The 23,576-nt window shown below is 35.4% G+C and carries 25 protein-coding genes, 1 pseudogene and 1 riboswitch; of the genes and pseudogenes, 9 read left to right on the top strand and 17 right to left on the bottom strand.

Going from position 1 to position 23,576, the window contains the following annotated elements:
• Positions 1 to 468: 468 nt before the first annotated feature.
• From C568_RS0106720 to C568_RS34640, 3 genes and pseudogenes are all read right to left on the bottom strand, one after another.
• Positions 469 to 1,251: a DeoR/GlpR family DNA-binding transcription regulator gene (locus C568_RS0106720; RefSeq protein ID WP_018781054.1), complete on the bottom strand. Its 783-nt coding sequence runs from the start codon at positions 1,249 to 1,251 to the stop codon at positions 469 to 471.
• A 28-nt stretch (positions 1,252 to 1,279) separates the two neighbouring features.
• Positions 1,280 to 1,799: pseudogene (locus C568_RS32670) on the bottom strand (2-aminoethylphosphonate-binding protein).
• Positions 1,800 to 2,080: 281 nt separating this feature from the next.
• Positions 2,081 to 2,233: a hypothetical protein gene (locus tag C568_RS34640; RefSeq protein ID WP_000240797.1), complete on the bottom strand. Its 153-nt coding sequence runs from the start codon at positions 2,231 to 2,233 to the stop codon at positions 2,081 to 2,083.
• A 173-nt stretch (positions 2,234 to 2,406) separates the two neighbouring features.
• Here C568_RS34640 and C568_RS0106740 point away from each other — a divergent pair, with 173 nt between their 5' ends.
• Complete coding sequence (locus tag C568_RS0106740) at positions 2,407 to 2,742, top strand: DUF3905 domain-containing protein (RefSeq protein WP_029426995.1); 336 nt, start codon at positions 2,407 to 2,409, stop codon at positions 2,740 to 2,742.
• A gap of 37 nt (positions 2,743 to 2,779) precedes the next feature.
• On the opposite strand, the gene C568_RS0106745 is transcribed toward C568_RS0106740, so the two are convergent.
• From C568_RS0106745 to phaR, 5 genes are all read right to left on the bottom strand, one after another.
• The gene (locus C568_RS0106745) at positions 2,780 to 4,129 is read right to left on the bottom strand and encodes a TrkH family potassium uptake protein (protein ID WP_018781058.1); all 1,350 of its coding nucleotides are present in this window, start codon (positions 4,127 to 4,129) and stop codon (positions 2,780 to 2,782) included.
• A 23-nt stretch (positions 4,130 to 4,152) separates the two neighbouring features.
• Positions 4,153 to 5,346: an NAD(P)/FAD-dependent oxidoreductase gene (locus C568_RS0106750; protein WP_018781059.1), complete on the bottom strand. Its 1,194-nt coding sequence runs from the start codon at positions 5,344 to 5,346 to the stop codon at positions 4,153 to 4,155.
• A gap of 149 nt (positions 5,347 to 5,495) precedes the next feature.
• Positions 5,496 to 6,581, bottom strand: coding sequence for a class III poly(R)-hydroxyalkanoic acid synthase subunit PhaC (phaC, locus tag C568_RS0106755; RefSeq protein ID WP_003196066.1), 1,086 nt, complete (start codon positions 6,579 to 6,581; stop codon positions 5,496 to 5,498).
• 83 nt (positions 6,582 to 6,664) lie between these two features.
• Complete coding sequence (locus C568_RS0106760; protein WP_003196065.1) at positions 6,665 to 7,408, bottom strand: acetoacetyl-CoA reductase; 744 nt, start codon at positions 7,406 to 7,408, stop codon at positions 6,665 to 6,667.
• A gap of 160 nt (positions 7,409 to 7,568) precedes the next feature.
• Positions 7,569 to 8,051 (bottom strand): polyhydroxyalkanoic acid synthase subunit PhaR, encoded by a 483-nt coding sequence (phaR, locus tag C568_RS0106765; RefSeq protein ID WP_006094092.1) that lies wholly within the window; start codon positions 8,049 to 8,051, stop codon positions 7,569 to 7,571.
• A gap of 198 nt (positions 8,052 to 8,249) precedes the next feature.
• Here phaR and phaQ point away from each other — a divergent pair, with 198 nt between their 5' ends.
• The 7 genes from phaQ (at position 8,250) to C568_RS0106800 (ending at position 13,884) form a co-directional block, all read left to right on the top strand.
• Positions 8,250 to 8,702 (top strand): poly-beta-hydroxybutyrate-responsive repressor, encoded by a 453-nt coding sequence (gene phaQ / locus C568_RS0106770; RefSeq protein ID WP_003196063.1) that lies wholly within the window; start codon positions 8,250 to 8,252, stop codon positions 8,700 to 8,702.
• Positions 8,703 to 8,744: 42 nt separating this feature from the next.
• Positions 8,745 to 9,269: a polyhydroxyalkanoic acid inclusion protein PhaP gene (gene phaP, locus C568_RS0106775; RefSeq protein ID WP_003196062.1), complete on the top strand. Its 525-nt coding sequence runs from the start codon at positions 8,745 to 8,747 to the stop codon at positions 9,267 to 9,269.
• 101 nt (positions 9,270 to 9,370) lie between these two features.
• Positions 9,371 to 9,814 (top strand): MaoC family dehydratase, encoded by a 444-nt coding sequence (locus C568_RS0106780; protein WP_018764158.1) that lies wholly within the window; start codon positions 9,371 to 9,373, stop codon positions 9,812 to 9,814.
• A gap of 189 nt (positions 9,815 to 10,003) precedes the next feature.
• Positions 10,004 to 10,189 carry an alpha/beta-type small acid-soluble spore protein gene (locus C568_RS0106785; protein WP_000241213.1) on the top strand — a complete coding sequence of 62 codons (186 nt, stop codon included), beginning with the start codon at positions 10,004 to 10,006 and terminating at the stop codon, positions 10,187 to 10,189.
• A 115-nt stretch (positions 10,190 to 10,304) separates the two neighbouring features.
• The gene (locus C568_RS0106790; protein WP_006094090.1) at positions 10,305 to 11,624 is read left to right on the top strand and encodes a TrkH family potassium uptake protein; all 1,320 of its coding nucleotides are present in this window, start codon (positions 10,305 to 10,307) and stop codon (positions 11,622 to 11,624) included.
• Between the two features lie 38 nt (positions 11,625 to 11,662).
• A riboswitch (yybP-ykoY riboswitch) is annotated at positions 11,663 to 11,829 on the top strand.
• Positions 11,830 to 11,920: 91 nt separating this feature from the next.
• Positions 11,921 to 12,718 carry a TerC family protein gene (locus C568_RS0106795; protein ID WP_006094089.1) on the top strand — a complete coding sequence of 266 codons (798 nt, stop codon included), beginning with the start codon at positions 11,921 to 11,923 and terminating at the stop codon, positions 12,716 to 12,718.
• Positions 12,719 to 13,032: 314 nt separating this feature from the next.
• A complete protein-coding gene (locus tag C568_RS0106800) occupies positions 13,033 to 13,884 on the top strand; it encodes a formate/nitrite transporter family protein (RefSeq protein ID WP_006094088.1) in 852 nt (283 codons plus the stop codon).
• Here C568_RS0106800 and C568_RS0106805 read toward each other — a convergent pair.
• From C568_RS0106805 to C568_RS0106845, 9 genes are all read right to left on the bottom strand, one after another.
• Positions 13,881 to 14,225, bottom strand: a complete 345-nt coding sequence (locus C568_RS0106805; RefSeq protein ID WP_018781060.1) for a cyclic-phosphate processing receiver domain-containing protein — start codon at positions 14,223 to 14,225, stop codon at positions 13,881 to 13,883. The genes C568_RS0106800 and C568_RS0106805 overlap by 4 nt on opposite strands.
• Positions 14,226 to 14,289: 64 nt before the next feature.
• The gene (locus tag C568_RS0106810; protein WP_051091453.1) at positions 14,290 to 15,072 is read right to left on the bottom strand and encodes a prepilin peptidase; all 783 of its coding nucleotides are present in this window, start codon (positions 15,070 to 15,072) and stop codon (positions 14,290 to 14,292) included.
• 53 nt (positions 15,073 to 15,125) lie between these two features.
• Entirely contained in the window at positions 15,126 to 15,836 is a 711-nt protein-coding gene (locus C568_RS0106815) for a LutC/YkgG family protein (protein ID WP_018781062.1), read from the bottom strand.
• Positions 15,836 to 17,257, bottom strand: coding sequence for a LutB/LldF family L-lactate oxidation iron-sulfur protein (locus tag C568_RS0106820; RefSeq protein WP_006094085.1), 1,422 nt, complete (start codon positions 17,255 to 17,257; stop codon positions 15,836 to 15,838). The genes C568_RS0106815 and C568_RS0106820 overlap by 1 nt, the downstream gene beginning before the upstream one ends.
• A 16-nt stretch (positions 17,258 to 17,273) precedes the next feature.
• A complete protein-coding gene (locus tag C568_RS0106825; RefSeq protein WP_003206400.1) occupies positions 17,274 to 17,993 on the bottom strand; it encodes a (Fe-S)-binding protein in 720 nt (239 codons plus the stop codon).
• Between the two features lie 171 nt (positions 17,994 to 18,164).
• Complete coding sequence (locus C568_RS0106830) at positions 18,165 to 18,854, bottom strand: FadR/GntR family transcriptional regulator (protein ID WP_255258758.1); 690 nt, start codon at positions 18,852 to 18,854, stop codon at positions 18,165 to 18,167.
• A gap of 313 nt (positions 18,855 to 19,167) precedes the next feature.
• Positions 19,168 to 20,568: a sensor histidine kinase gene (locus tag C568_RS0106835; RefSeq protein WP_003206404.1), complete on the bottom strand. Its 1,401-nt coding sequence runs from the start codon at positions 20,566 to 20,568 to the stop codon at positions 19,168 to 19,170.
• A 1-nt stretch (position 20,569) separates the two neighbouring features.
• On the bottom strand, positions 20,570 to 21,244 hold the full coding sequence (locus C568_RS0106840) for a response regulator transcription factor (protein WP_018781063.1): 675 nt from the start codon (positions 21,242 to 21,244) through the stop codon (positions 20,570 to 20,572).
• Positions 21,241 to 22,212, bottom strand: coding sequence for a YncE family protein (locus C568_RS0106845; protein ID WP_018781064.1), 972 nt, complete (start codon positions 22,210 to 22,212; stop codon positions 21,241 to 21,243). The genes C568_RS0106840 and C568_RS0106845 overlap by 4 nt, the downstream gene beginning before the upstream one ends.
• Before the next feature lie 137 nt (positions 22,213 to 22,349).
• Here C568_RS0106845 and C568_RS0106850 point away from each other — a divergent pair, with 137 nt between their 5' ends.
• Positions 22,350 to 23,465 (top strand): CdaR family transcriptional regulator, encoded by a 1,116-nt coding sequence (locus tag C568_RS0106850; RefSeq protein WP_018781065.1) that lies wholly within the window; start codon positions 22,350 to 22,352, stop codon positions 23,463 to 23,465.
• Positions 23,466 to 23,576 lie beyond the last annotated feature (111 nt).

The raw sequence follows: 23,576 nt of genomic DNA on the forward strand, positions 1-23,576 counted from the left end.
TCACCCCCATGAGAATATTACTGTAATGGTTTAGCCATTTCTATGTAAAAGAAGTATTTTTTGATTATTCCAAAAATTTAATTGAATTATCACATGAGAATCTCTTTTTGTCAATACAATTTCTTCATCTACCTGAAAATTAGGCACGTGTTACACAACAAAAAAAGCTCTTTCACAGAGCCTTTTTGTTCATCATTTGAAGCATCTCACTCTTCTCTTGCTCATTAATAATGCCGATCTTTTGTAACATATTTGTATACAATATAAGTTTATTATACAAGCGTTCCGACACCTTTTCCCCTTCTTTCCTCTAGTCAACTTTTTTTCTGTTGGTAAATTATATGAAGGAAACCGAAAAATGTGTCCATTTTTTTTGCACTGATACAAAACTTTTCAAAGTACCTCTCTCATCTATGTGTAAATCAATAAAACAGTAGGCCCTACAACCTTCGGATTGGAAATCTATATTTAACTAATCGTCCAGCGAATATTATTTTTTGTAATAAATTCTTCAAAACTATGAGGCATTTTTTTATCGCAAATTACGTGCCCAATATCAGAAAAACCGGCGATTCGATAATTTCCTTTTACCCCCAGTTTTGTATGATCACATAAAATAAACGCCTTTTCCGCTAATTGAATCATCGCTTCTGATAACTTAGCTTTTTCCAATTCAAAACTCGAGATTCCAAAACTAGGTAACAATCCATCAATTGAAATAAACGCCTTATGAAAATGAAACTGACGAATGACTTGCTGTGAAATAGCTCCTGATACACGACAGTGTTTTGGAGATACCTTTCCTCCAATAAATAATACTTCACCATCAAACATTTTTTTATTTATAGAAGAAATGAATTGGGTTGCAACAGGAAATGAACTCGTCACAACAGTTAAGTTTTTCCGATGAACGAGATACGGGACCATTTGCAGGGGCGTGCTTCCATCATCGATAACAATGACATCTCCATCTTCTACAAAAGTTGCTGCTTTATAGCCAATTCTTTTCTTTTCCTCAATATATAGCATTTCTCTTTCTAGCATAGGGGGCTCTATCCCTGCTCCCGGAAGTTGAACCGCTCCCCCGTATACTTTCTTCAACTTCTTTTCCCGATCAAGCTCTTCTAAATATCTGCGAATGGTTTCTGTTGATACTGAAAATTCACTTGCTAGCTCTGAAACTTTCACTTTTCCCTTAAACTCTACTTTTTCAAGAATACTACGCTTTCTCTCTTCTCCAACAATAGACATAACTTCACCTCATTTTTCTCTCTCCCACTTACTTTTTCGGTTCTGCTTTTTGCCCAAATTCTTTTTCCCAACGTTCTAAAGTTTTATCGCGATTATCAGCCGCCCATTTAAAATCGTTATTTTTATATAACTTGTCTGTTACATCTTTTGGGAAACCATCCGGAAGTTTATAATCATTTTTAATCGTCGCGAATCCATTTTTCTGGCTTTTTATCATCTTTAAATTGCGGAAGTACACGATCTACACCTTTTGGAGAGTATTCTTTCAACATTTCTTTCTTTTCTAGAGCTAAAAGACTAGAAGCTGCTGTTCCCCATACAACATCTGCTTGTGTATTTTTCCCTTCTGCTAACAATTTCGCTGTAATAACCCCTGTTGAATCACGAACAATATTTAATTTCACATCTGGGTATTTCTTTTTAAAGGAATCAAGATAAATAGGTACAAGTTCTTCTTCAATTGCTGTGTAAACTGCTAATGATTCAGACAGTTTGTCATCTTTCACTTTCGCCCCAGCAGTTTCTTCTTTCTTAGTACCACATCCCATTAATAAAGAAAATATTCCCCCGGTTGCTACAGCTTTACAGAGTGTTTTTTCACTTTTTCTCTCTCCTTTTATTTTTCTTATGTACAACTCCAATATAAACGCCAAGTGTAAAAACAGTATTAAACTAACATTAATCTTTTGTTTGTTGTTTGTTTTTGTGTAATACGTTGCTACTTCAATGTTTTTTCATATTTTTTCACAACAAAAAAACAGAAAATTTACAATTAATTAAGAAAAGATTAAAAATTCCACAAAAAAATGAGGCGTTTGTAAAAAACGCCTCATTTTTGCTTACCCTTTTTTGAATTGCGATTTGCATATTTCGCTGGATTTTCATTTTCATACTCTACCGCAAATTCCGCATCCGGTAGGCTTTCTTTTGGAGTTTTATTATGATTCATTGCCGCATGTTGTTTTACTTTTCGTTTTACCACTTACAATACCTTCCTTCACTGTAATGACATCTTACTTTCTATATTAGTTTGAGAAAACTTTCAAAAATTATTGATGGGAAGTGTTAACAAGTACAAAGCAACGTATATATGGAAACACTATATCTGAACAGGAAATTCATATTTCCTACTATAATAAAGAAGGAACGATTACTTTGAAGAAAAAACAACAAATTCATTCACCCATTTTAGATGAAACCTTGCCGCATCAAATGAATTTCCCCTCCTTTAAAGGAACAGGAAAACAAATGCAACACCCCTTTATTAATCAATACGATGTTGTAATTGGAGATAGTAAATACAATTCTAAAAATAGCCCACTTAACAATTGGAGTGATGAAGTTGATCCGGCCATTATGGCTGGCGAAGAATGGATCCATCCAACAAATGATATCGGATGGATTTCAGAAGAAAATCAAGAAGTGTTACGAAACAAAACAGACGGGGTTGAAGATTCATTTATGCACCCTCAATTTGGTATTAACGATTAAAAAACCATTCTACCTTTATAGGTAGAATGGTTTCATGTTATCCAATAATAATTCTCTCTTTGGGATATTTATAGCGAGGTGGTTGTTCCCTTCCACCACTTGCTAAAATAAATGTTAAAATACCAACACGACCAATAAACATGAGAACAATTAATACAAGTTTTCCAGCAGTTGTTAAATCAGAAGTGATACCTGTTGATAACCCAGTCGTTCCAAATGCAGAACATACTTCAACAATTAAACTCATAAATGGTGCATTTTCAGTCATCGATAAAATAAATAAAGCAGAAGCACATAATAAAATCCCCATAGTCATAACAACGGACGCTTTTAAAACGTCTTCCTCATGCAATTGCCGTTTAAAAACACGTACCGTTCTTTCACCTTTTGCAAACGTATATAGGGAAAGAATATTCACAGCAAACGTCGTTGTACGTATTCCCCCTCCAACTGAACTTGGAGAAGCACCAATAAACATTAAAACACTCATAAATAAAAGCGTCGGCTGTGACAAGTCACGTATATCCATTGTCGCTAATCCACCACTTCTCGTTGTAACGGATTGAAACAACGTATAAAATACCGTTTCATGCCAGGATTTCCCTAATAAAAACTGATTTCGCTCCAATAAAAAAATAACGATTGTTCCCACAATAATAAGCGAGAAAAATGTCGTTGTTGTCAATTTTGTAAATAGTGAAAAACGAAACAATTGATGTTTTTCCTTACTCAAATACTGTTTTACTTCCATTAGCACAGGAAAGCCAATTGCTCCTAAAATAATAAGAAGCATATGAATTATTTGTACAATATAGTCTTTCTGATATGGAATAAGCGACTGACCAGTTAAATCAAATCCACCATTCGTTGTTGCACTAATAGAGGCAAAAAAACCATGAAAATACGCTTCTTTCCAACTTGGGAAATAGAGTAAAAATCTTGTTCCTAATAGAAGCGCCCCAACCACTTCTATCGAAATAATCAAAATTAAAATAGACCGCATCAACTCAACAAGCCCTGATAAATTTCCTTGGTTATGATCTGCCATAATTAATCGTCTTCGCTGCAAACCTATTTTCTTACCTGTTATCATCCAAACAAATGTACCAAGTGCCATAATTCCTAAACCGCCTAATTGTAATACGAGCGCTAAAATCATAATACCTGCCGTATTAAACGTATCTGGAATAGAAACCACTGAAAGCCCCGTAACACTAACAGCGCTAACAGATATAAATAACGCATCTATAAAAGTCCATTTTACACCTGGCTTAATGACAAATGGTAAACTTAATAAAATTACAGAAACAATTACTGCTATGAAATAAAATAAAACAATAAGCTGTACCGGACGCAATTTTTGCAAAAATTTCTTTATATCTCTCATCCCATCACTTCGCTACCTTTTTTCTATCGATTAAACAAAGAAAAATCATCATTTTCTTTATTTGTAAATAACTGCTGAAATAGTTTTGCAAATACCATTCCATATACAGTTCCATTTCCCCCATACGGTAATGCATAATACAAATTAGAGACTTTATCATCTTCTTTACAAATAGGAAGACCATCATGACTTCCGCCAAATGCAGCAGCCCAATAATATTCAGCTCTTGTATTTGAAATATTTGGAAACATCTCTTGTATAATTTTAGTTAGCAATTCTCGTTTATGCAATAACTTTGTATCACCAAATTTCTGAAGTTGCATCGCTTCATCTAATCCGCCTACAATAATTCTATTTTTGTACGTACGAAAATACAAATACGGCCGAGCAGTTTCCCAAATTAATGATTGTTCGTGCCACCCATTAAAATGCTCTTGCTCATTTGTAACAATAGCATAAGAGGTTTCTACCGTTGTATTTGCTTCTTTTTTCCCAAATAGTGTTTCATATCCTGTAGCCATAATCACTGCTTTCGCTACAATTTTCTTACCTATTTTTGTGTAAGAAACCAAATCTTTTTGAACAGGCTTAATATGCACAACCTCTGTATTTTCAAAAATAGAAGCACCTAGCTGGTTTGCTTTATGTATAAGACCATGAGCTAACATATACGGGTTCACTTCTGCATCCCCCCCTGTATATAATGCTGCCGGTTTTGTAAATGAATATCGTTTCTTAATATCAGATTCTGTAAAATACTCAACAGGAAATCCGTAACGTTGTAATGTACGATACTCTTCTTGAAGGAATGAAATATCTTCATTTTGACTTGCATAATATAAGCTTCTTCTCGGAATAAAACAAGGATCAATATCTAACATTGGAACAACCTGTTCCAATGTTCGCAGTGCCTCGTAACAAAGCTGATAAGCTCGCACCCCTTTTGCTTCCCCAAATGTATGAATCAAAGATGTCAATGACTTATCATGAACAAATTGTAGTAATCCTGTATTAGCAACTGTGCTTCCGTGTGCAATTTTTCGTTTATCAATCAACGTGACACTCATTCCTAATTTTGTTAAAAAATATGCAATTTGAGCGCCTGATTCTCCGCTTCCAACCATAAGCACATCACATATCATATCATTTTCTAATATCGGATAACAAGGCATACAAGCTTCTTCATTCCAGTATAACTTCCCTAATGCTAATTTCATAACTATTCTCCTACAATTGAATTTCCTCCCTTTTATTTTTTGTTATTTTACATAAAAAAATCCAGCTAGCCTATGCTAGCTGGATTTTCCATTTCATTCGTATGAACAAAAAAGATATGTGTTCAAGCCATATTAATCACTTTTCCACTTCAATTAGAGCGTTCCTCAAGCCAATTTCCAACTGTAGGATACGTTTGTTTTACAGCCGTTCCACCATATACAACTGACATATGTCCTGTCGGCAAGCACACATACTGTTTGTCTGTACTAGAAATATGGTCCAGCAACGCCTCTACTTGGCATGGCAATGCAATATGATCACGTTTTGCAGAAATATTTAAGACATTTGCCTTAATGTTTTCAAGTTTTACTTTTTGACCTCGAATCACGAGCTCACCTTTAACCAATTTATTATTTTGATAAAAATCGCGAATCCATTGTCGATACGATTCACCTGGGAATGGGATACCATCTCCAACCCATTTTTGAATTAGCTTCCAGCTTTCAACAAAGCGCTCATTTTCTGAGCGGTCAAGTAAAGCAACATACGGACCAACAAAGTTTGTAATTGGCTTTAACATTTTATTTCCGAAATCAATCATTTCCGGCGGTATATTTCCAAATGTATCAACTGCTTTGTCTAAGTTAAAATACTTTTCATCTAATAATGGACCATATAATCCGGTTTCAGAGAAATCAAATGGACTTGTCATAAAAATTAAATTTCGAATCGGCATATGTGGGTGAAGTGCCGCATAAATGGATGTTAGCGTACCACCCATACAATATCCGAGTAGAGATACCTCGTCCGCTTTTGCAGTTCGCATTACTTTTTTAACTGCTTTTGCAATATAGTCGAACACAAAATCATCAAACTTTAAATGACTATCTTCTAAACCGAATGTGCCCCAATCAAGCATATACACATCAAAACCACGATCTACTAAATATTCCACCAAACTATTTCCTGGTGTCAAATCCATAATATATGGTTTATTAATTAGCGCATAGATCAATAAAATGGGAACTGAATGTGTTTTTTCCTGCTTTGGAATGTAACGATACAGCTTCGTTTTATTTTTCGTCCAAATGACCTCTTTTGGAGTTAAAGCAACTTGTGGCTCTGGTTCACGCAGTAAAACTTCACTCGCTCTTTTAAAACGACGATATGCTTTTCGATATTCTTCTGGGTATAGTTCCAATTGCTTTTCCCATTCTGTTACGAATGTAGTCATTTTCCTATCTCCTTTTTAACTGATTTCCTTCTTCAAGAAAGAAGTGCACTCCTGCTATGGATATGCACTTTCTCCTTGCTTCATTACATATATAATCCGCCGTTAATATTTAACTGTTGACCAGTGATATACGCTCCATCACGGCACAAGTATACAACACCTTTTGCAATTTCATCCGCTTGTCCGAAACGTTTCTTTGGAATCTTAGAAACGATTTTTTGACGAACATCTTCCGGCACTTCTGCTACCATTTCTGTATCAATGAATCCTGGGCAAATCGCATTCACTGTTACATTTGTTTTCGCAAGTTCTAGCGCTAATGACTTTGTAAATCCTAACATACCAGCTTTTGCTGCTGAATAGTTTGTTTGTCCAAATCCACCAGCTTGTCCAATAATAGAAGAAATGCTAATGATTCTACCCTCTTCTGATTCTGTTATGTAAGGAAGTGCCGCACTCGTTGTATTAAATACACTACTTAAGTTTACATCGATTACGCGATCCCAATCTTCACGGTTTAATTTTTTGAAAGTACGGTCTCTTGTAATACCAGCATTATTTACAAGAATATCTACCTTACCAAAATGATTCACAGCTTCATCTACAAGGCGCTTCGCATCTTCTAGCTTAGAAACATCTGCCTGAACTGCATATACATCATGACCTTCTGTTCCTAATTCATTCACTAGATTTTCAGCCGCTTCTTTACTGCTATTATAGTTAATAACAACCTTTGCTCCCTCTTTTGCTAATGCTACTGTAATCGCTTTACCAATTCCTTTTGCCCCACCTGTTACGATTGCTACTTTACCATTTAATTGAACCATTTCTATTCCCCCTTTATTGAATTTGTTAGATATAAGAATGCATCACCTTGATACATATTTTAAAACGATATTCTACATACAAACTATTTTCAGCTGTTCATACCATTCGTAAAAGAGGTTCTCCCTTTCCCTTTTTGAACGTATAAACAACACTTCTTAACTACTTTTTATTCTCTGGTTTCAGAGGCGCTTTCGCCACTTCTTTCTCTGGTTCCTGTAATTTTGCTAACACTTCATTTTGTTTTTCAAGTAATCCTAAAATCTTATCCACTTTATCTTCTAATGTACGAATATCTTGTTTCACTTTTGTTACATCACGTTTTAGCGTAGGAGATTGTCCTAAAGAATCTGCTTTTTCTTCCAAAAACTCTTCGATGTTATCAACTTTATTTTCTAAGTTAATAACAAGCGTAGCTACTCTTGCGATATCGTCTTGGGTTGGCATGTTCACTTTTTCTAAATAGCCTTTTGTTGCATCATTCAACATCTTCTGATAAAACAAATTCAAATCTAGAACGCTTCCCATCCAAGCAGAATATTCTTCTGTTTTGATTGTTTCATTGAGCGTTTTTCCCCAAAATGTTTCGGTCTGTTCATAAGCTTCTTTCCATGCTTGTAGTGGATCGAATTTTTGATCAATCACTTCTCCTACACTCCTCTATTCGTTTTTGAAACAATTCAACCTATTCACTATTTTCCAATATTCTGAATAAAACTTCAAGTCTGTATTTTGTTTTTTTCTATATTCCAACAAATGTATTGACATAGAAAACAGATAGGTGTAAATTGCACTTATAAGCAAAAAATTCCATTTAACTGATTCATGAGGTGATGCACAATCATGCTACATAATGAACCAGAACAACAAGAAAGTTTGGAAACAAACCAAGCGAAACAACCAAACTCCATGCCAAAAAACTTCTTAGTTCCCTTCTTACTTCTCTGTCTAAAAGACTGGAGTCTTCACGGTTACAAACTGATTCAAATGCTAATGGATATTGGCTTTTCTTCCGTTGACCAAGGTAATGTTTATAGAACCTTGCGCAAGCTAGAAAAAGAAAACCTCATATCTTCCACTTGGGATACAAGTGAAGGAGGGCCAGCAAAGCGAATTTATTCTTTAACAGAATATGGAGAGCAATATTTAGCAACATGCGCGACCTCTTTTGAACATTACCAAAATATGTTGCGAACATTCTTCACGTTATACACCAATGCATTCTTTCCATTTTCTACTTCTCCAGAAAAGGATGAAAAAAAATCTTCATCTTCACCTGGTGGTACAGCAGAATAATCTGCGTTCACAATATGCAAAAAAATATTTGGAGGTCAAACCATGGAAACTAAACCATACGAACTGGTCGATGCATTTTGGAAAAATTGGTCACATTCTCTTTCCCTTTTCTCTTCAGCAGGGAAACAATTGGAGCAACTTACTTTAGAAACTTTAAAACAACAGCAGGATGCTTTGCATAAATTAACAGCAGGAGTAGATGAACTCGAAAAAGAACTACAACAATTCACTACTCAATTTAATAGTCAATATACAGAATACGTGAAGCAATTCACAGGCAACTCCTTAAATGAACAAATTAACGAATGGCAAGAAAAATGGAACGAACTTTCTAATCATATTCATCAACTTACTGTGTCTCCAACAAAAACATCTTTATCGATTCTTACTCAAACGAACGGCAAGTTTGAAGAAACAACAAAACAATTCATTGAACAACAACAACTTCAACGTGACGAGGGTCAAAAACAATTAGAAGGTTTTTTGGAAGAATTCAAATCTACACAACTGGAACTCGTAAAAAAGTTCGAGGAAAACTCAAAAAATCTATTTACTTCCATCAAGTAAGGAAAATGTGGCAGCTTACCGCAGAACAAACTAAACTCTTTCTTCCTCCCATTGCATCAAGATGGCTTACATTTTTCGATATGGAAAAGAAGGAGGAAAAAATGAATCCATTTCAAGAAGCGCAGTCTGTTCCAGAGCTTCATTATGATGAGATTCAAGTTGGCGATCAAGCATCCTTAACAAAAACGATTACCAATGAAGACATTATCACTTTTGCAAAACTGACCGGGGATGTAAATCCAATTCATATTCTGGACTCTTTTGCAAAAACAACAATGTTTAAAGAAAGAATTGCACATGGTATGCTTGTTTCAGGATTTATTTCGACCATTCTCGGAACAAAATTACCAGGAAAAAACACAATTTATTTATCACAAAATGTATCATTTCGTGCACCTGTAAAAATTGGTGATACCTTACGCGTAGTCGCAGAAGTTATCAAAAAACGTGATGATAAAAAAATTATTACGTTGCAAACAAATGTATATAATCAATGGAATGATATAGTTGTCGAAGGTACAGCAACAATAATGAAAAAAGAGTAGCACACATGCTACTCTTTTTTCGTATCCAATAACTTCTAATCTCACCGATTACTTCCGTGTATGACCAAACATATAACACATACACTAACGATACCAGTTTATACAGTGAGCTAGCTTGTATCAGCAAAACATTCCTTTACTGCTCATTAAAAACAAATAAACTGGAATATAAATTAGGATGTGTTATCAATGGTAAAAACAAATAAATTACTTGTTCCTGGTGCTGAGCAAGCGCTAGAACAATTTAAATATGAAATTGCACAAGAGTTTGGTGTAAGCTTAGGTTCGAATACAGCATCTCGTTCTAACGGATCTGTCGGTGGCGAAGTAACAAAACGTCTCGTTTCCTTAGCACAACAACAATTACGTGGATAATTCTATAAATAATTGATTCAGGGGCAGATATATTCTGCCTCTTTTCCTTTTCAACATACATTGTAATTCTTTTTGACATACTACAAAGAGCAAGCCGAAAGGAAAGGTATATACTATGAAACGGATTAATATTAAAATGAGTCCTCCTCGTGTACTTACGTTATCTTTTATTGCACTATCCATTATCGGAACATGCCTATTAAAACTGCCTATCTCCACTACAACTTCAATTTCTTGGCTAGATGCATTATTTACAACTGTTTCTGCATTTACAGTTACAGGACTTGGCGTTGTTGACACCGGAAAAGTGTTCACCCTATTTGGGCAACTTGTCATTTTAACACTCATACAAGTTGGCGGTCTCGGCATTATGAGCTTTGCTATATTAATCGCGATTATGCTCGGGAGAAAAATCGGTCTCCAAAATCGAATTTTACTACAGCAAGCATTAAATCAAACAAATATCGGCGGAGTGATTCGTCTCGCAAAATCATTATTTCTATTTTCTTTTACCATTGAATGTTTCGCTACTCTTCTTCTTGCTTTTGAATGGGTTCCAAAATACGGTGTTTTTAACGGACTATATTATAGTTTTTTTCATGCCATTTCAGCATTTAACAACGCCGGATTTTCCATTTGGACTGATAATTTAATGTCACAATCTCATAGTATACTCGTCAACATAGTCATTTCCTCTCTCATTATTTTAGGCGGAATTGGTTTCACAGTCATAGTGGATATAAAAAGAAAACGCAACTTTAAGAACCTTACATTACACTCTAAACTTATGCTCTCATCTACTCTTATTGTAAATATTGCTGCTACAATTTTAATTTTTATATTTGAATTCCATAATCCAATTTCTATGAAAGGATTTACACCGTTTGAAGAAGGACTAGCAGCCTATTTCCAAGCTGTTTCCACACGTACAGCTGGTTTTAATACTGTAGACATGGCACAATTAACAAAACCATCTCTTTTACTAATGATGTTGCTCATGTTCATTGGAGCTGGTAGTGCTTCAACAGGTGGCGGCATTAAATTAACAACCTTTTTAATTATGCTACTCGGGGTTCTTAAATTTTTACAAGAGCAAGATGACATTGTCATCTTTAAAAAATCAATAAAAGATGGTTTGATTGTAAAATCACTTGCCATTGTAGTCATTTCAATCTCATTTATTTTTTTCGCCATATTAATTTTAAGTATCACCGAACAAGTTCCCCTCTTAATGAGTGCCTTTGAAGTATTTTCGGCATTTGGGACTGTTGGTCTCAGTATGGGACTTACCTCAAAATTGACAATAATCGGAAAGATAACCATTATCTTTATGATGTTTTTTGGAAAAATGGGTCCTTTAACATTAGCATTTTCTTTTGCACATAAAAAACAAAGAAAGATAAAATATCCAAACGAAGACATTTTAACAGGTTGACAAACATTTACATTATCCATATAATGAAAATACAATAGCATATTTCCAAAGGGGAGTAGCGTCCAAGAATATATTCTTGGAAACAAAGTCGTCATTACGTAGAACTCAGTTCTTCCGGCTTTGTTGGCATTTTTATTACATATGTCTAGCAAGACCTTTGCCTATCAACGGCAGAGGTCTTTTTTGTATTCTTTTCCAATTCCTTCCGTCGTTGATAGGTTGGAGTATGGGGAAACTAAACAGTGGGGAAACCTCTTCACTTGTTTAGGATTTATACAATTGAGAGGAGAATGTACATGGATGTATCATTATTATTGGAGTATGGTTGGGTATTGCTTATCTTAATTGCACTAGAAGGAATTTTAGCAGCAGATAACGCTCTAGTCCTTGCCATTATGGTAAAACATTTACCAGAAGACAAACGAAAAAAAGCATTATTTTACGGATTAGCAGGAGCTTTCGTGTTCCGTTTTGGATCATTGTTTATGATCTCTTTCTTAGTCGACGTATGGCAAGTGCAAGCACTGGGGGCGATTTATTTAATGTTTATCGCTGGTAACCATTTATTCAAAACATATGTTAAAAAGAATACACATGAAGAAACTGAAGAGAAAGAAACAAAGAAAAAACAAGAAAACTTTTGGTGGACAGTATTTAAAGTTGAAGTTGCCGACATTGCGTTTGCCGTTGATTCTATTTTAGCAGCTGTTGCATTAGCGATGACTTTACCAAAAACAGGCCTTGGTACAATTGGTAGTCTTGATACAGGACAATTTCTTGTTATTTTTACAGGTGGGCTCATTGGTTTAATCATTATGCGATTTGCTGCATCTGCTTTCGTACAAATATTAAAACGTAAACCAGGGTTAGAAACTGCTGCATTCTTAATTGTTGGTTGGGTTGGTGTGAAACTAGCAGTTTATACGTTAGCACACCCTGCTTTAAATGTTATTCCACACAGTTTCCCAGAATCAGCACCATGGAAAATTGGATTTTGGATTGTACTAATTGGAATTGCAATGGGTGGTTGGTTCTTATCTAAAGATACAAGTGTCCAAAATACACAAAAGAATTTGGATGAAAAAGCGCTGTAACAACAGCGTTTTTTCATTTACCTGACACTAAATAGTCCCCCCTTCAAAAATAGATAGAGGATAACTAATCCATTTGCCATCCTTGAAAGATAACACCCAAATGATAGAAGTTTCATTTTATTACATAAAAAGTTGCCATTTCCCTCTATTTTTACAAACATATGATATGATACCACGATTTGTTAACGCTTTCATTCAGAAGGTATGTCCTTTTTGTGAAATATTGCACAAACTTATTGAAACTAAGAGTAAATACGTGTACCTTATTCATATGAGGAGTACTTATAGACAATGTACTAAAGGAGCGTATTATTATGCTAGAACAAGGATTAGCTTACGTTGTACAACTTGCGCAGAAAAAGAAACAAATGTTGGATGCAAATCCAATGCAATATTTCATTCGCGCTGCACTAGCTGGCATCTATATTGGTTTTACTATTGTACTATGTTTTAAATTAGGGAATTTCTTCAATGTTGTAAATTCACCCGCAACATATTTAGCATCTTCTATGTTTTTTGGAATTGCACTTATATTAATTATATATGGCGGAGCTGAATTATTTACAGGAAATACAATGTATTTTACAGTCGCAACTCTGCGAAAGGAAACAACAATTGGCGATACACTTCGTAATTGGATCGCTTGTTATGTAGGTAACTTAGCAGGTGCAGTATTTTTTGCATTGTTATTTTACGCAACTGGTATTTTCCAATCAATCAATCATGGACATTTAATGAGTACAGTCGTTGCAGTAAAAATGGGAACACCTACAATGCAATTATTTTTCAAAGCGATTTTATGTAACTGGCTCGTATGCCTTGCATGTTTCCTACCTTCTCAAGTAAAAGGAGATACAGCAAAAATACTTATTATGATGTTTCTTGTCTTTACTTTCTTCTTATCCGGTTATGAACATAGTATTGCAAACTTATCATTATTTGCACTATCTTTAGTATCACCACATCCTGATACAATTTCTTTCGCTGGTGCTATCCATAACTTAATTCCGGTTACAATTGGCAACATTATAGGCGGATCCGTATTCGTTGGTATGGTATATCATTATTTAACTCAAAAAAATCCAGAACCTAAAGCGGCAGAAGATAACTTAGAAGCAGTTCAACAAGAAGAAATCATCCCTTTACAAGCACAGATGAAACACTAAAAAAGTTCCAAGGATCCCCTTGGAGCTTTTTTACTTCCAGTGCATTTCACCTGTATATTTGAGGAAATCTCTCTCGTTTCTTTTCCTTTATTTATCCGTTCTAACATGTACTGCATACCAATTGAATCATTTGTATGTAAATGAATTTCCTGTACATAAAGGCCTTCCGTACAAAAAACTTCTAAAAAATCCAAACCATTTTTCTGACGCCATCCCATATTATAATCGAGCGATATAATATCTACATCAGAATTGTGCAAAAAATTCAAAGCAGTTTCGACTGTTGTCGCTAAGACATAACCGAAGGGGCAAGGTCTTTGATCATCCATATACACTTTCATTTTCTACTTCTCCTTTATCCCGCTATTTGCGGACAGTAATACCTCCACTGATTACAGTTTCACTTTATTCCAGATATATCATAGCCAAATAACATATTGTTCCAAGTGCAATAAACGGTCCGAATGGCAATGGTTGTCTTGATGTAATACGCTTGAGTAACATACCAATTCCAAAGAAACAAAGACTCAAACTAGAGGCACAACAAAGCACAATAAAAATTGCTTTCGCCCCTATTATAAATCCAAGTAGCGAAAGTAATTTCACATCACCTCCTCCAAGTCCATTCGGAAATAGAATTTGAACGAGATATAACACAATAAATATCGTTCCTGCACCAATCAAGCCCTCCCACCAAGGAACGAGTGAAATAAAAATATGTTCTATTACAAATAAACAAGCAAAAGAGAATAAAATTACATCCGGGATTAACATATAGAACAAATCTGTCATTGTAATGATAATGAGTAAAGAAAGTAACGTCCATATAAGAATTAGTTCTTTATCCATTCCAATCACATACGTAAAAAAAAGAAATGCTCCCCCTGTTATCACCTCAAACAATGTATAAATAAAGGGTACTTTCATTTTACAATGAATGCAGCGACCTCTTTGTAAACAAAAAGAAATAATTGGAATAAGCTCTTTCGGCCTTAGCGTATGACGACAATAGTCACAATAAGAACGAGGAGCAATAATAGATTGTCCAATAGGAATGCGTACTGCTACAACCGTATAAAAAGAACCTAGCACCGTTCCTATTAAAAAAGCATATAAATAAAATATCACACCATCCTCTCCTTCCCCAAAAGAATATAGCAAAAAGAGAGCGACACTTCCATTTCGCATTATCTTTGTTCTAATAAAAAAGCAGGCCATTTCTTAGCCTGCTTTTCCCCATTTTACACTATAAAATAATATGCTTTTAATGGTCCATGTACACCTACAACAAGATTCATTTCAATATCAGCTGAGTTACTTGGACCTGTAATAAAGTTAATACAAGATGCAACTTCTTCTCCATTCTCTACACGCGTATTCATATCATGAACCGCTTGTGTAATACGTGGTACAATTGTTTCACGTGGAATGATTGCAAAATAAATCGTAGGCAAGAAGTGTAAAGAACGACCTTGTCCTTTATGACTTTGCACGACAATTGTACCGGATTCTGCTAATGTGTAATCACTAAAAGCAATACCGATATTTGCTTTTTCAGCCAAGCGAATATTTTCTTCTTTTTTCTCTGGATCCCAAGTGTTTACTTCAACATTTTCGTTCGGAAGTTCTATAGAAAATAGAGCATTCAAACCGTACATATCAAAACGTTCGTCCCCCGATAATAAAATAGGTCCACCGCCGTTTTCAGTAATTACTTTTCGAACTACTGCACTCAGTTCATCCTTTGTTGCTTCAATTACAGTCGTATGAATGTTGGTACATTGTTTTTTGAATACTGCTAACAATTCTTCCTCTGAATAATCTTTCAACGTTTCTACGTTTACATTATTCTTCCATACTGGACGCTGTACTCCTTCTGTTTTACGCGCACGCCCAAGTTCTTTCGCAATGTTGTCTAAAAAGGAATCACGGTTTTGAATTGTCCCTGTCATCAGTCATTCCCGCCTTTCTTATGATCTTTATACCAATCACGGAATCTTTCTTTACTTGGAGCTGGGAACTCGCGAATATCCGTCCAGTTTTTCAGCGGCCCTACACCTTTCGTTACACGATTACCAGACGTAAATGGACTCATAGCAGCCGGAGCAATTTTAGATCCCATTTTGTATAAAGATGCGGAAGACGCACCCATACTAAACATCTTCATTGCTAATTTTTCTGCAAGTGGCGCTCGCCCTTCTTTCTCAACAATGACTTGGCGATGTTTTAATAACAAGTCATGCAATGGAATTTTTACCGGACAAGCTTCTGTACACGCTCCGCATAAACTAGAAGCATACGGAAGCTCTTTATAATCATCATATCCACCTAAAAGTGGTGTTAATACTGCCCCAATTGGACCAGAATAGATGGATCCATAAGAGTGACCCCCAACATGACGATATACAGGACATACGTTTACACAAGCTGCACAGCGAATACATTGCAACACTTGACGGAATTCAGAACCTAAAATTGTAGAACGTCCATTATCAACAACAACTAAATGAAATTCTTCTGGTCCGTCTACTTCCTCTTCCTGAATCGGTCCTGCTACCGTTACATAACTTGTTAATTTTTGACCAACCGCACTGCGGCACAGTAAACCAACAAGAACATCTAGTTCTTCCATAGTTGGAACCATACGTTCCATACCCATTACCGCGATTTGTGTTTTGGGAATAGACATAACAAGGTCAGCATTTCCTTCGTTTGTTACTAGACAAAGAGAGCCTGTATTTGCAACTGCAAAGTTACATCCCGTTACCCCAATTTCAGCATCCATAAATTTTTCACGAAGTTGTTTACGAACAAACTTTGTCATTTCATATGGATCATCAGAATTTTCATACCCAAGCTTTTCTTTAAACACATCACGAATTTGCGTTCTGTTTTTATGAAGTGCTGGTGCAATGATATGAGATGGTGGATCGTTATCTACTTGTAAAATGTACTCACCTAAGTCACTCTCTAATACTTCACAGCCAATTTCTTCAAGTGCATGGTTCATGCTAATTTCTTCCGTTACCATCGACTTTGATTTTACAACTTTTTTTGCTTGCTTCTTCTTTGCTACCTCTTGAATATACTGTGCTGCTTCTTCTTTCGTTTTTGCAAAGAAAACATGCCCGCCTCTTTTAGATACATTTTCACTCAGTTGCATTAAATAGTAGTCTAAGTTTTCTAACGTATGCTGACGAATTTGTTCACCAAGTTCACGCCATTCTTCCCAGTTTCCTAATTCATCGGCTGCTTTTAAGCGATTTGTATATAAACGCGTTTGTGCAGAAGATACTGCCCCGCGCATAAATGAATCTTGAATTCCATCGCCAACGCGATCATTAAATTTTTTCTCACTGATTTTCATAGACATAGCTTATGTTCCCCCTTCATGAGCGACTATTCAATACCTCAGCAATATGCATTACTTTTACTTCTTTACCTAAGCGCTCAATACGTCCGCCAATGTTTAACAAACACCCACAGTCAGCACCAATTAAATAATCAGCACCTGTTTCCATCACACTATCCACTTTCTCATCTACCATTTGTTCAGAGATTGGTGTCATTTTAACTGAAAACGTTCCCCCAAAACCACAACAATTTTGTACGTTTGGTAGTTCTTTTACAGTTAGCCCTTTTACATTTGATAGTAAAATCCCTGGAGCTTCTTTTACTCCTAGCAAACGTGTCATATGACAAGATTTGTGAACAGTCGCTGTTCCTTCTAAGTGCGCACCAACATCTGTAACTTTTAACACATCAACAATAAATTGTGTTAATTCATATGTTTTATCTGCTACTTTTTGTGCACGAGGTGCCCATTTCGGATCATCTTTAAAAACGTGTGGATACTCATGAAACATTGTCGCACAAGAACCAGATGGTGTAACGATATATTCTGCATCTTCGAAAGTTTCAATCATATGCTTCATCGCTTCTTTTGCTGCTTCTACATGACCGCTGTTATATGCTGGTTGTCCACAGCAAACTTGAGCTTCTGGAAATTCAATTTCACACCCTAAATGCTCCAACAATTCAACCGTTGCTTTACCAACATTTGTTTCAAACATATCAACTAAGCAAGTAACAAACAAAGTAACTTTCATAATTATAATTCCCCCTCATTACAACTTCGCCAACAATCATATGGTCATCAGATGACTTAACAGAAAGAAGAAGCTAGGCATAATTGACCTACCTAAACCTCTCCCTAAAAAGAAAACGCTTACTCAATCTTTCTCTATTCTATCAGAAAAATGAAATTTTGAAAGACTAAATCACGAATTTATATCTTGTCTACCTGTGACAATATGCTCTACATTTGTTAAATGATTTAGCATTGCTTGCTGTGCAGATTCCACATCTTGTTTCAATACCGCATCATAAATAACTTGATGCTCTTCTAAAAGTCGTTCTGCTGTTGTTTGTTCACCATATAAAATAATGCGTCTCGACTCACCAATCGTCTCAGCAATCATTTCCGAAACATGATTCATAAGTTCGAGTAAGATGTTGTTATGTGAAGATTCTGCAATTCCCATATGAAAATGAAAGTCCGCTTTTTCACCAGCCCTTTCATTCCCCATGCTTTTTTCCATTTCATCTAACCAATGCTTCATATTTTTCAAATTATCTTCTGTACGTTTTACTGCTGCTGCCCGAACTGCCCCGACTTCAAGCACTTTTCGTACTTCCAATAAATCTAAAATATCTTCCTTCTTCATTAACAACATGTTATTTAAAGGTTTTGTCAATGCTGAAGAATCGAAGTTCTTCACATATGTTCCTTCCCCTTGTTTCATTTCAATTAACCCCATAGCTCGCAAGGCACTAAGCGCTTCACGAACTGCAGATCTGCCAACTTGAAACTGCTCGGCTAATTGATGAACAGGAAGAAGTTTGTCACCAGGTTTTAATGTACCATTTTTTATCATCGTTAAAATGGCTTCAGATACTTCTTCGTAAATTTTTTTCGGCTTAATAGATTTGTACTCCAGTTAAATCACCTCAGTATCATCCAAACAACAATTCAAACGATTTATAAGAACATAGCATCCATAACCATTTTAGAACGAATTAGTAAGAAGTACAAATGTTTTGTTCATAAAATAGCCAAATTTTTGTTATATAGAGGAAATTGATGGTTATTATACCCAGTAGCGGGTTGTAACTGGTATTTAATCTGGTATTATTCGCCTTCATTTCCTATTTCCCCCTCTATTCACGGATAGTAAGACCCCCACTTCAAAACGTGTTACGTTTAAGTGGGGAAATTGACAACTAAAACATACTTCCTTCTTCATTCGCAGGTAATTTTATAATAACCGTTGTTCCCTTTCCTTTTTCACTTTCGACTCGCCATTCTCCATCATGGATATGCACGATTTGTTTGACAATCGCAAGACCAAGACCTGTTCCACCATGCCTGCGACTTCGCCCTTTATCAACCCGATAGAAACGTTCGCCAAGCTGCTCTAAATGCTCAGCATCAATACCAATTCCCGTATCCTTTATTTTTAATTCACACTGCCTATCTTTTTTCTTCAATTGTATAGAAATGTTTCCATTTTGATTTGTATAACGAATAGCGTTGTCTAGCAAGTTATGAAGCACCTGTTGCATCCGATCCTCATCAATCGTTACAATAATATCTGGATCAAGATCCGTTGAAATATACAGCTCTTTTTCCATACATTTCAATTCGTACGTTTCTAATACATCTTCAATAAGCTGCGCAAATACAATCGGTTGTTTTTTTAATGGAAAATGGTCTCCTTCAAGTTGCGCCAAATCCAATAAATCATGAACAAGCCGTTGCATACGACCAGCTTCTCTATGAATGAGCTGTGTAAATTTTGATTGTTGCTGTCCCTTTGCAACTCCATCTAATATCGCTTCACTATACCCCTTAATATAACTTAGCGGCGTCCGCAGTTCATGAGAAACATTTGCTGAAAATTCCTTACGTTTGACATCTTCCATTTCTAATGAATTTGCCATTTTATTAAACGCTTTCCCTAAACGTCCTATTTCATCTTCCGACGAAATCGTAATACGCTCAGAAAAATCTCCTGTTGCCATATGATTTGCAACTCGTTCCATTTGTGAGAGCGGTTTTGTAATCGCAATAATAATTTTTCTACCAATCCATATTGTAAGTAAAATCATAACGAAAGCTAATGGAGCTAAAATAAGTCCCATATCATAGATTAAATCTTTAATACTCTTTAATGGAATATATGAGTACACAATCCCAACTAATTTCTTTTCTTCTAAAACAGGAATAACAACTCCCATAATATTACGCTCGAAATGTTCTTCATATCCAACCTTCGTAACGGTCTTTCCATCTAACAATGTTTGTCTATCACTCTCACTAATAAGGGAATGATGATGTACATCAAAAGGTATACAAGCACTTAAATCACGAGGATTACTAACGAAAAGTACATCCGCACTCGAGATACGATCAAATGCCTGAACTTTCTCTCCAAACGCTAACGTACCCTCGTCCTTTTTATATTGAGATACGAGCCTTTTCCCTTCCATTACTAACGAATCTTCAATGTTTTGAACATATAACTTTTCATATGAATATAAGGACACGAAATAAAGAAAAGAAACTGTCACACATACTGCACATACCACCGTAAGCCAAAGCTTTTGTACCATCGTAAACATGTTACACCTCAAATTTATAACCTACACCCCAAACTGTTTGAATGTAGTTTCCACTTTCTCCAAGTTTTAAACGCATCGTTTTCACATGTGTATCTACCGTTCTCGTACTTCCTGCGTAATCATATCCCCATACTTTTTCAAGTAATTGCTCACGACTAAACACTTGTCCACTATGCCCGCAAAGAAAATAAAGTAGATCAAACTCTTTTACAGTAAGAGAAATAGGCTCTCCGTCTATTTCAATTCGACGACTTTTTTCGTTAATTACGATTGGACCAAATTGAAGTTCTTCTTCTTGTTGTTCTTGCTTCGTATATCTTCTTAATACAGCTTCCATACGAGCAATGAGCTCACCTGGACTAAATGGCTTTACAATATAATCGTCCGCTCCCATCCGTAAACCATTAACGCGGTTCCATTCTTCTCCTTTTGCTGTTAAAAAAATAATTGGTACATCCGATGTTTTTCGAATTTCTTTACAGACTGAAATTCCATCCATCTGTGGCATCATAATATCTAAAATAACAAAATCGTAATGATCTGTATCAAGCATATGAAGCGCATCTTTTCCGTTCTCTGCTTCTCCCCATTCATATCCGAAATTATCTAAATACATGCCAACAAGCTGTCTCATATCACTTTCATCATCTACAAGTAATACTTTATGTTTGTTCATCTCTCTCTCCCTTCTCGCTGCGTAAGTTGAAACGGTCCCTTTCCAACCGCAATCGTTTGTTTCACTTTCATTTTCTGAATATCAATTACATACACTTCATTACTATCATAGCTAGCTACATAACCTTCTTTCCCACTTTTCAAAAAAGCAAATGGATTAGATCCTACCTCAAGAGCTCCTACTTCTTGATATGTTCGCGCATCAAATTTTCTTAATGTATTTGATCCATGACTTAATGCATACACGAATTTTTCATCTCCCGCAAGACTAACTGGCATAAATGGTGCATGTAAAGAGCGAACCATCTGTCCATCTGCTAAAGAATAAACCAATACCTTCTCATTCACTTGCTTCCCATCTCCATGTCCACCAATCCATATTTCCTTTCCATCAGCGCTGACCATTGCCCCTGTTGATGCTGGTGGTACCATAAATGAATGCACAACTTTCTTTTGGTCTAAGTCAATTGTTGATAACTGTGTATCATAAAAATTTAATACATGTAATTGTTTATCATTCTGCACCATTGTTAGCGGGCCTTTCCCTACCGAAACACTCCCTGTCTCTTTTCCATTTATTGTAAATAATCGTACTTTTTGTTCATTTTGATCAGCCATAAATAATTGTTTTCCATCATTTGATACGATGACATTCGTAATTCCTTTTCCCGTTTTCCATTTGTTCACTTCGTTTCCTTCTGTTAACGAGTATATATATGCATATTCTAACTGCTTACCATATACAAGTATGTCTTCCCCACTTGGCAGCAGCACGATTCCTGTAATAGGTTCTTTTAATTCCCATGTTGTTAATGTCTTTTTCGACTTTTCATCAATAAAACTAACGCTACCTTCTTTAATATTTGTTGTTATGATGATACTTTTATTTTTAGCAATCGGTGTATATGAATTCCCCTGACATCCTGCTAACAGAAACAAAAAACATAGCAGAAAAAAGTATTTCTTCAAAAGATTCCCTCCATCTTTAGATGATTTCGTTATAATTGTAAAATAGCAAATATTTGTGAGGAAAGTGTGAAATCTTCCTAGTCTTAATAAAACTACATATATAATGTACAACAAATAGAAATAGAGGTGTGCAAATTATGCTTTTTCCCGATTTAGCAAACAAAATTGTCCGTGAAGTTCGAAGGCTAATTACTGAAAATATTATAATTATTGATATACAAGGCACAATTATCGCTAGCACAAATCCAGCACGAATTGGACAATTTCATGAAGGCGCCCTTCGCTGTGCGAAAGAAAAGAAAACTGTCATCATTACAAAAGAAGATGAACGATATTTACAAGGGGTAAAAGCAGGAATGAATCTGCCTCTCCTTTTCCATGATGAAGTAATTGGCGTTATTGGCATTACAGGTGAACCCGAAAACATTTCACAATACGGGGAAATATTACGAAAAATGACCGAATTATTAATTCATGAAAATTATTTTTTAGAACAACTAGAACTCGAGCAACGTTCCTATGAAGCTTTTGTTTTTGATTGGTTGCAAAGCAATGATTGGTCTCCTAGTTTTCTCGACCGTGCGAAAACACTCGGTATCGATTTACATAAGAAAAAACAACTTATTTTATTTTCATTTGATCAAGATGATACAATGCTACAACGGAAAATTTGGCAGCATATTCGTAACTTGTTAGCTAAAGAGGAACTATTTGTACGCTGGGGAAATGACCGTTTTATATTGTTTACAACAATGGAAGCAAAGAAAAGAACTTTTCAATTTTTAAAGAGATTGAAACACGATTGTGAATCTTTATTTCCGATTATACTATATATTGGTATTGGACAAACAGTAATGCCAAATGAAATGCATGTATCATACGAACAAGCATTGCGTGCGCTTTCGGTTGCCTTTAAAACACAAGGCATTATATTTAATGAAGATTTACGTTTAGAAATGTGTTTACAAGATATTACCGCTAACACTCGTGAAGAATTTCTTCAACGCACCATTTATCACTTGCTACCTGCAACTGAACTCATGCAAACACTACGCTTATTTATCGATCATAATCAATCCTATAAACAAACAGCAGAACTGTTACACATTCATATTAATACATTACATTACAGACTTAAAAAAATAGAAGATTATACAGGACTTGACCCAAAACAATTTAAAGATTTAATTATTTTATACTTTGCACTTCTTTTATTAGATAATCATACAAAAAAAGACAGCAAAAACAATTAATCTTCAGTTGATTATACATAGAAAGAAATCCCCTACTTTTTTATGATTATAATGAAAACACTGTTACAACGTGTATATTCTTATTTTCATCATTCAGTAAATAGTCACTGA

Origin of the sequence: Bacillus sp. 95MFCvi2.1 (assembly GCF_000374965.1) — a bacterium.
Taxonomy (GTDB): Bacteria; Bacillota; Bacilli; order Bacillales; family Bacillaceae_G; genus Bacillus_A; species Bacillus_A pseudomycoides.

Coding starts and splice junctions, on each gene's coding strand:
- C568_RS0106825 (WP_003206400.1), bottom strand. CDS start 17,993: ATGAAAGTTACTTTGTTTGTTACTTGCTTAGTTGATATGTTTGAAACA.
- C568_RS0106720 (WP_018781054.1), bottom strand. CDS start 1,251: ATGTCTATTGTTGGAGAAGAGAGAAAGCGTAGTATTCTTGAAAAAGTA.
- phaP (WP_003196062.1), top strand. CDS start 8,745: ATGGAAACTAAACCATACGAACTGGTCGATGCATTTTGGAAAAATTGG.
- C568_RS0106785 (WP_000241213.1), top strand. CDS start 10,004: ATGGTAAAAACAAATAAATTACTTGTTCCTGGTGCTGAGCAAGCGCTA.
- C568_RS0106850 (WP_018781065.1), top strand. CDS start 22,350: ATGCTTTTTCCCGATTTAGCAAACAAAATTGTCCGTGAAGTTCGAAGG.
- C568_RS0106795 (WP_006094089.1), top strand. CDS start 11,921: ATGGATGTATCATTATTATTGGAGTATGGTTGGGTATTGCTTATCTTA.
- phaQ (WP_003196063.1), top strand. CDS start 8,250: ATGCTACATAATGAACCAGAACAACAAGAAAGTTTGGAAACAAACCAA.
- C568_RS0106780 (WP_018764158.1), top strand. CDS start 9,371: ATGAATCCATTTCAAGAAGCGCAGTCTGTTCCAGAGCTTCATTATGAT.
- C568_RS0106805 (WP_018781060.1), bottom strand. CDS start 14,225: ATGAAAGTGTATATGGATGATCAAAGACCTTGCCCCTTCGGTTATGTC.
- C568_RS0106820 (WP_006094085.1), bottom strand. CDS start 17,257: ATGTCTATGAAAATCAGTGAGAAAAAATTTAATGATCGCGTTGGCGAT.
- C568_RS0106760 (WP_003196065.1), bottom strand. CDS start 7,408: ATGGTTCAATTAAATGGTAAAGTAGCAATCGTAACAGGTGGGGCAAAA.
- C568_RS0106790 (WP_006094090.1), top strand. CDS start 10,305: ATGAAACGGATTAATATTAAAATGAGTCCTCCTCGTGTACTTACGTTA.
- C568_RS0106815 (WP_018781062.1), bottom strand. CDS start 15,836: ATGACAGGGACAATTCAAAACCGTGATTCCTTTTTAGACAACATTGCG.
- C568_RS0106800 (WP_006094088.1), top strand. CDS start 13,033: ATGCTAGAACAAGGATTAGCTTACGTTGTACAACTTGCGCAGAAAAAG.
- C568_RS0106840 (WP_018781063.1), bottom strand. CDS start 21,244: ATGAACAAACATAAAGTATTACTTGTAGATGATGAAAGTGATATGAGA.
- C568_RS0106750 (WP_018781059.1), bottom strand. CDS start 5,346: ATGAAATTAGCATTAGGGAAGTTATACTGGAATGAAGAAGCTTGTATG.
- C568_RS0106810 (WP_051091453.1), bottom strand. CDS start 15,072: ATGCGAAATGGAAGTGTCGCTCTCTTTTTGCTATATTCTTTTGGGGAA.
- C568_RS0106835 (WP_003206404.1), bottom strand. CDS start 20,568: ATGTTTACGATGGTACAAAAGCTTTGGCTTACGGTGGTATGTGCAGTA.
- C568_RS0106745 (WP_018781058.1), bottom strand. CDS start 4,129: ATGAGAGATATAAAGAAATTTTTGCAAAAATTGCGTCCGGTACAGCTT.
- phaC (WP_003196066.1), bottom strand. CDS start 6,581: ATGACTACATTCGTAACAGAATGGGAAAAGCAATTGGAACTATACCCA.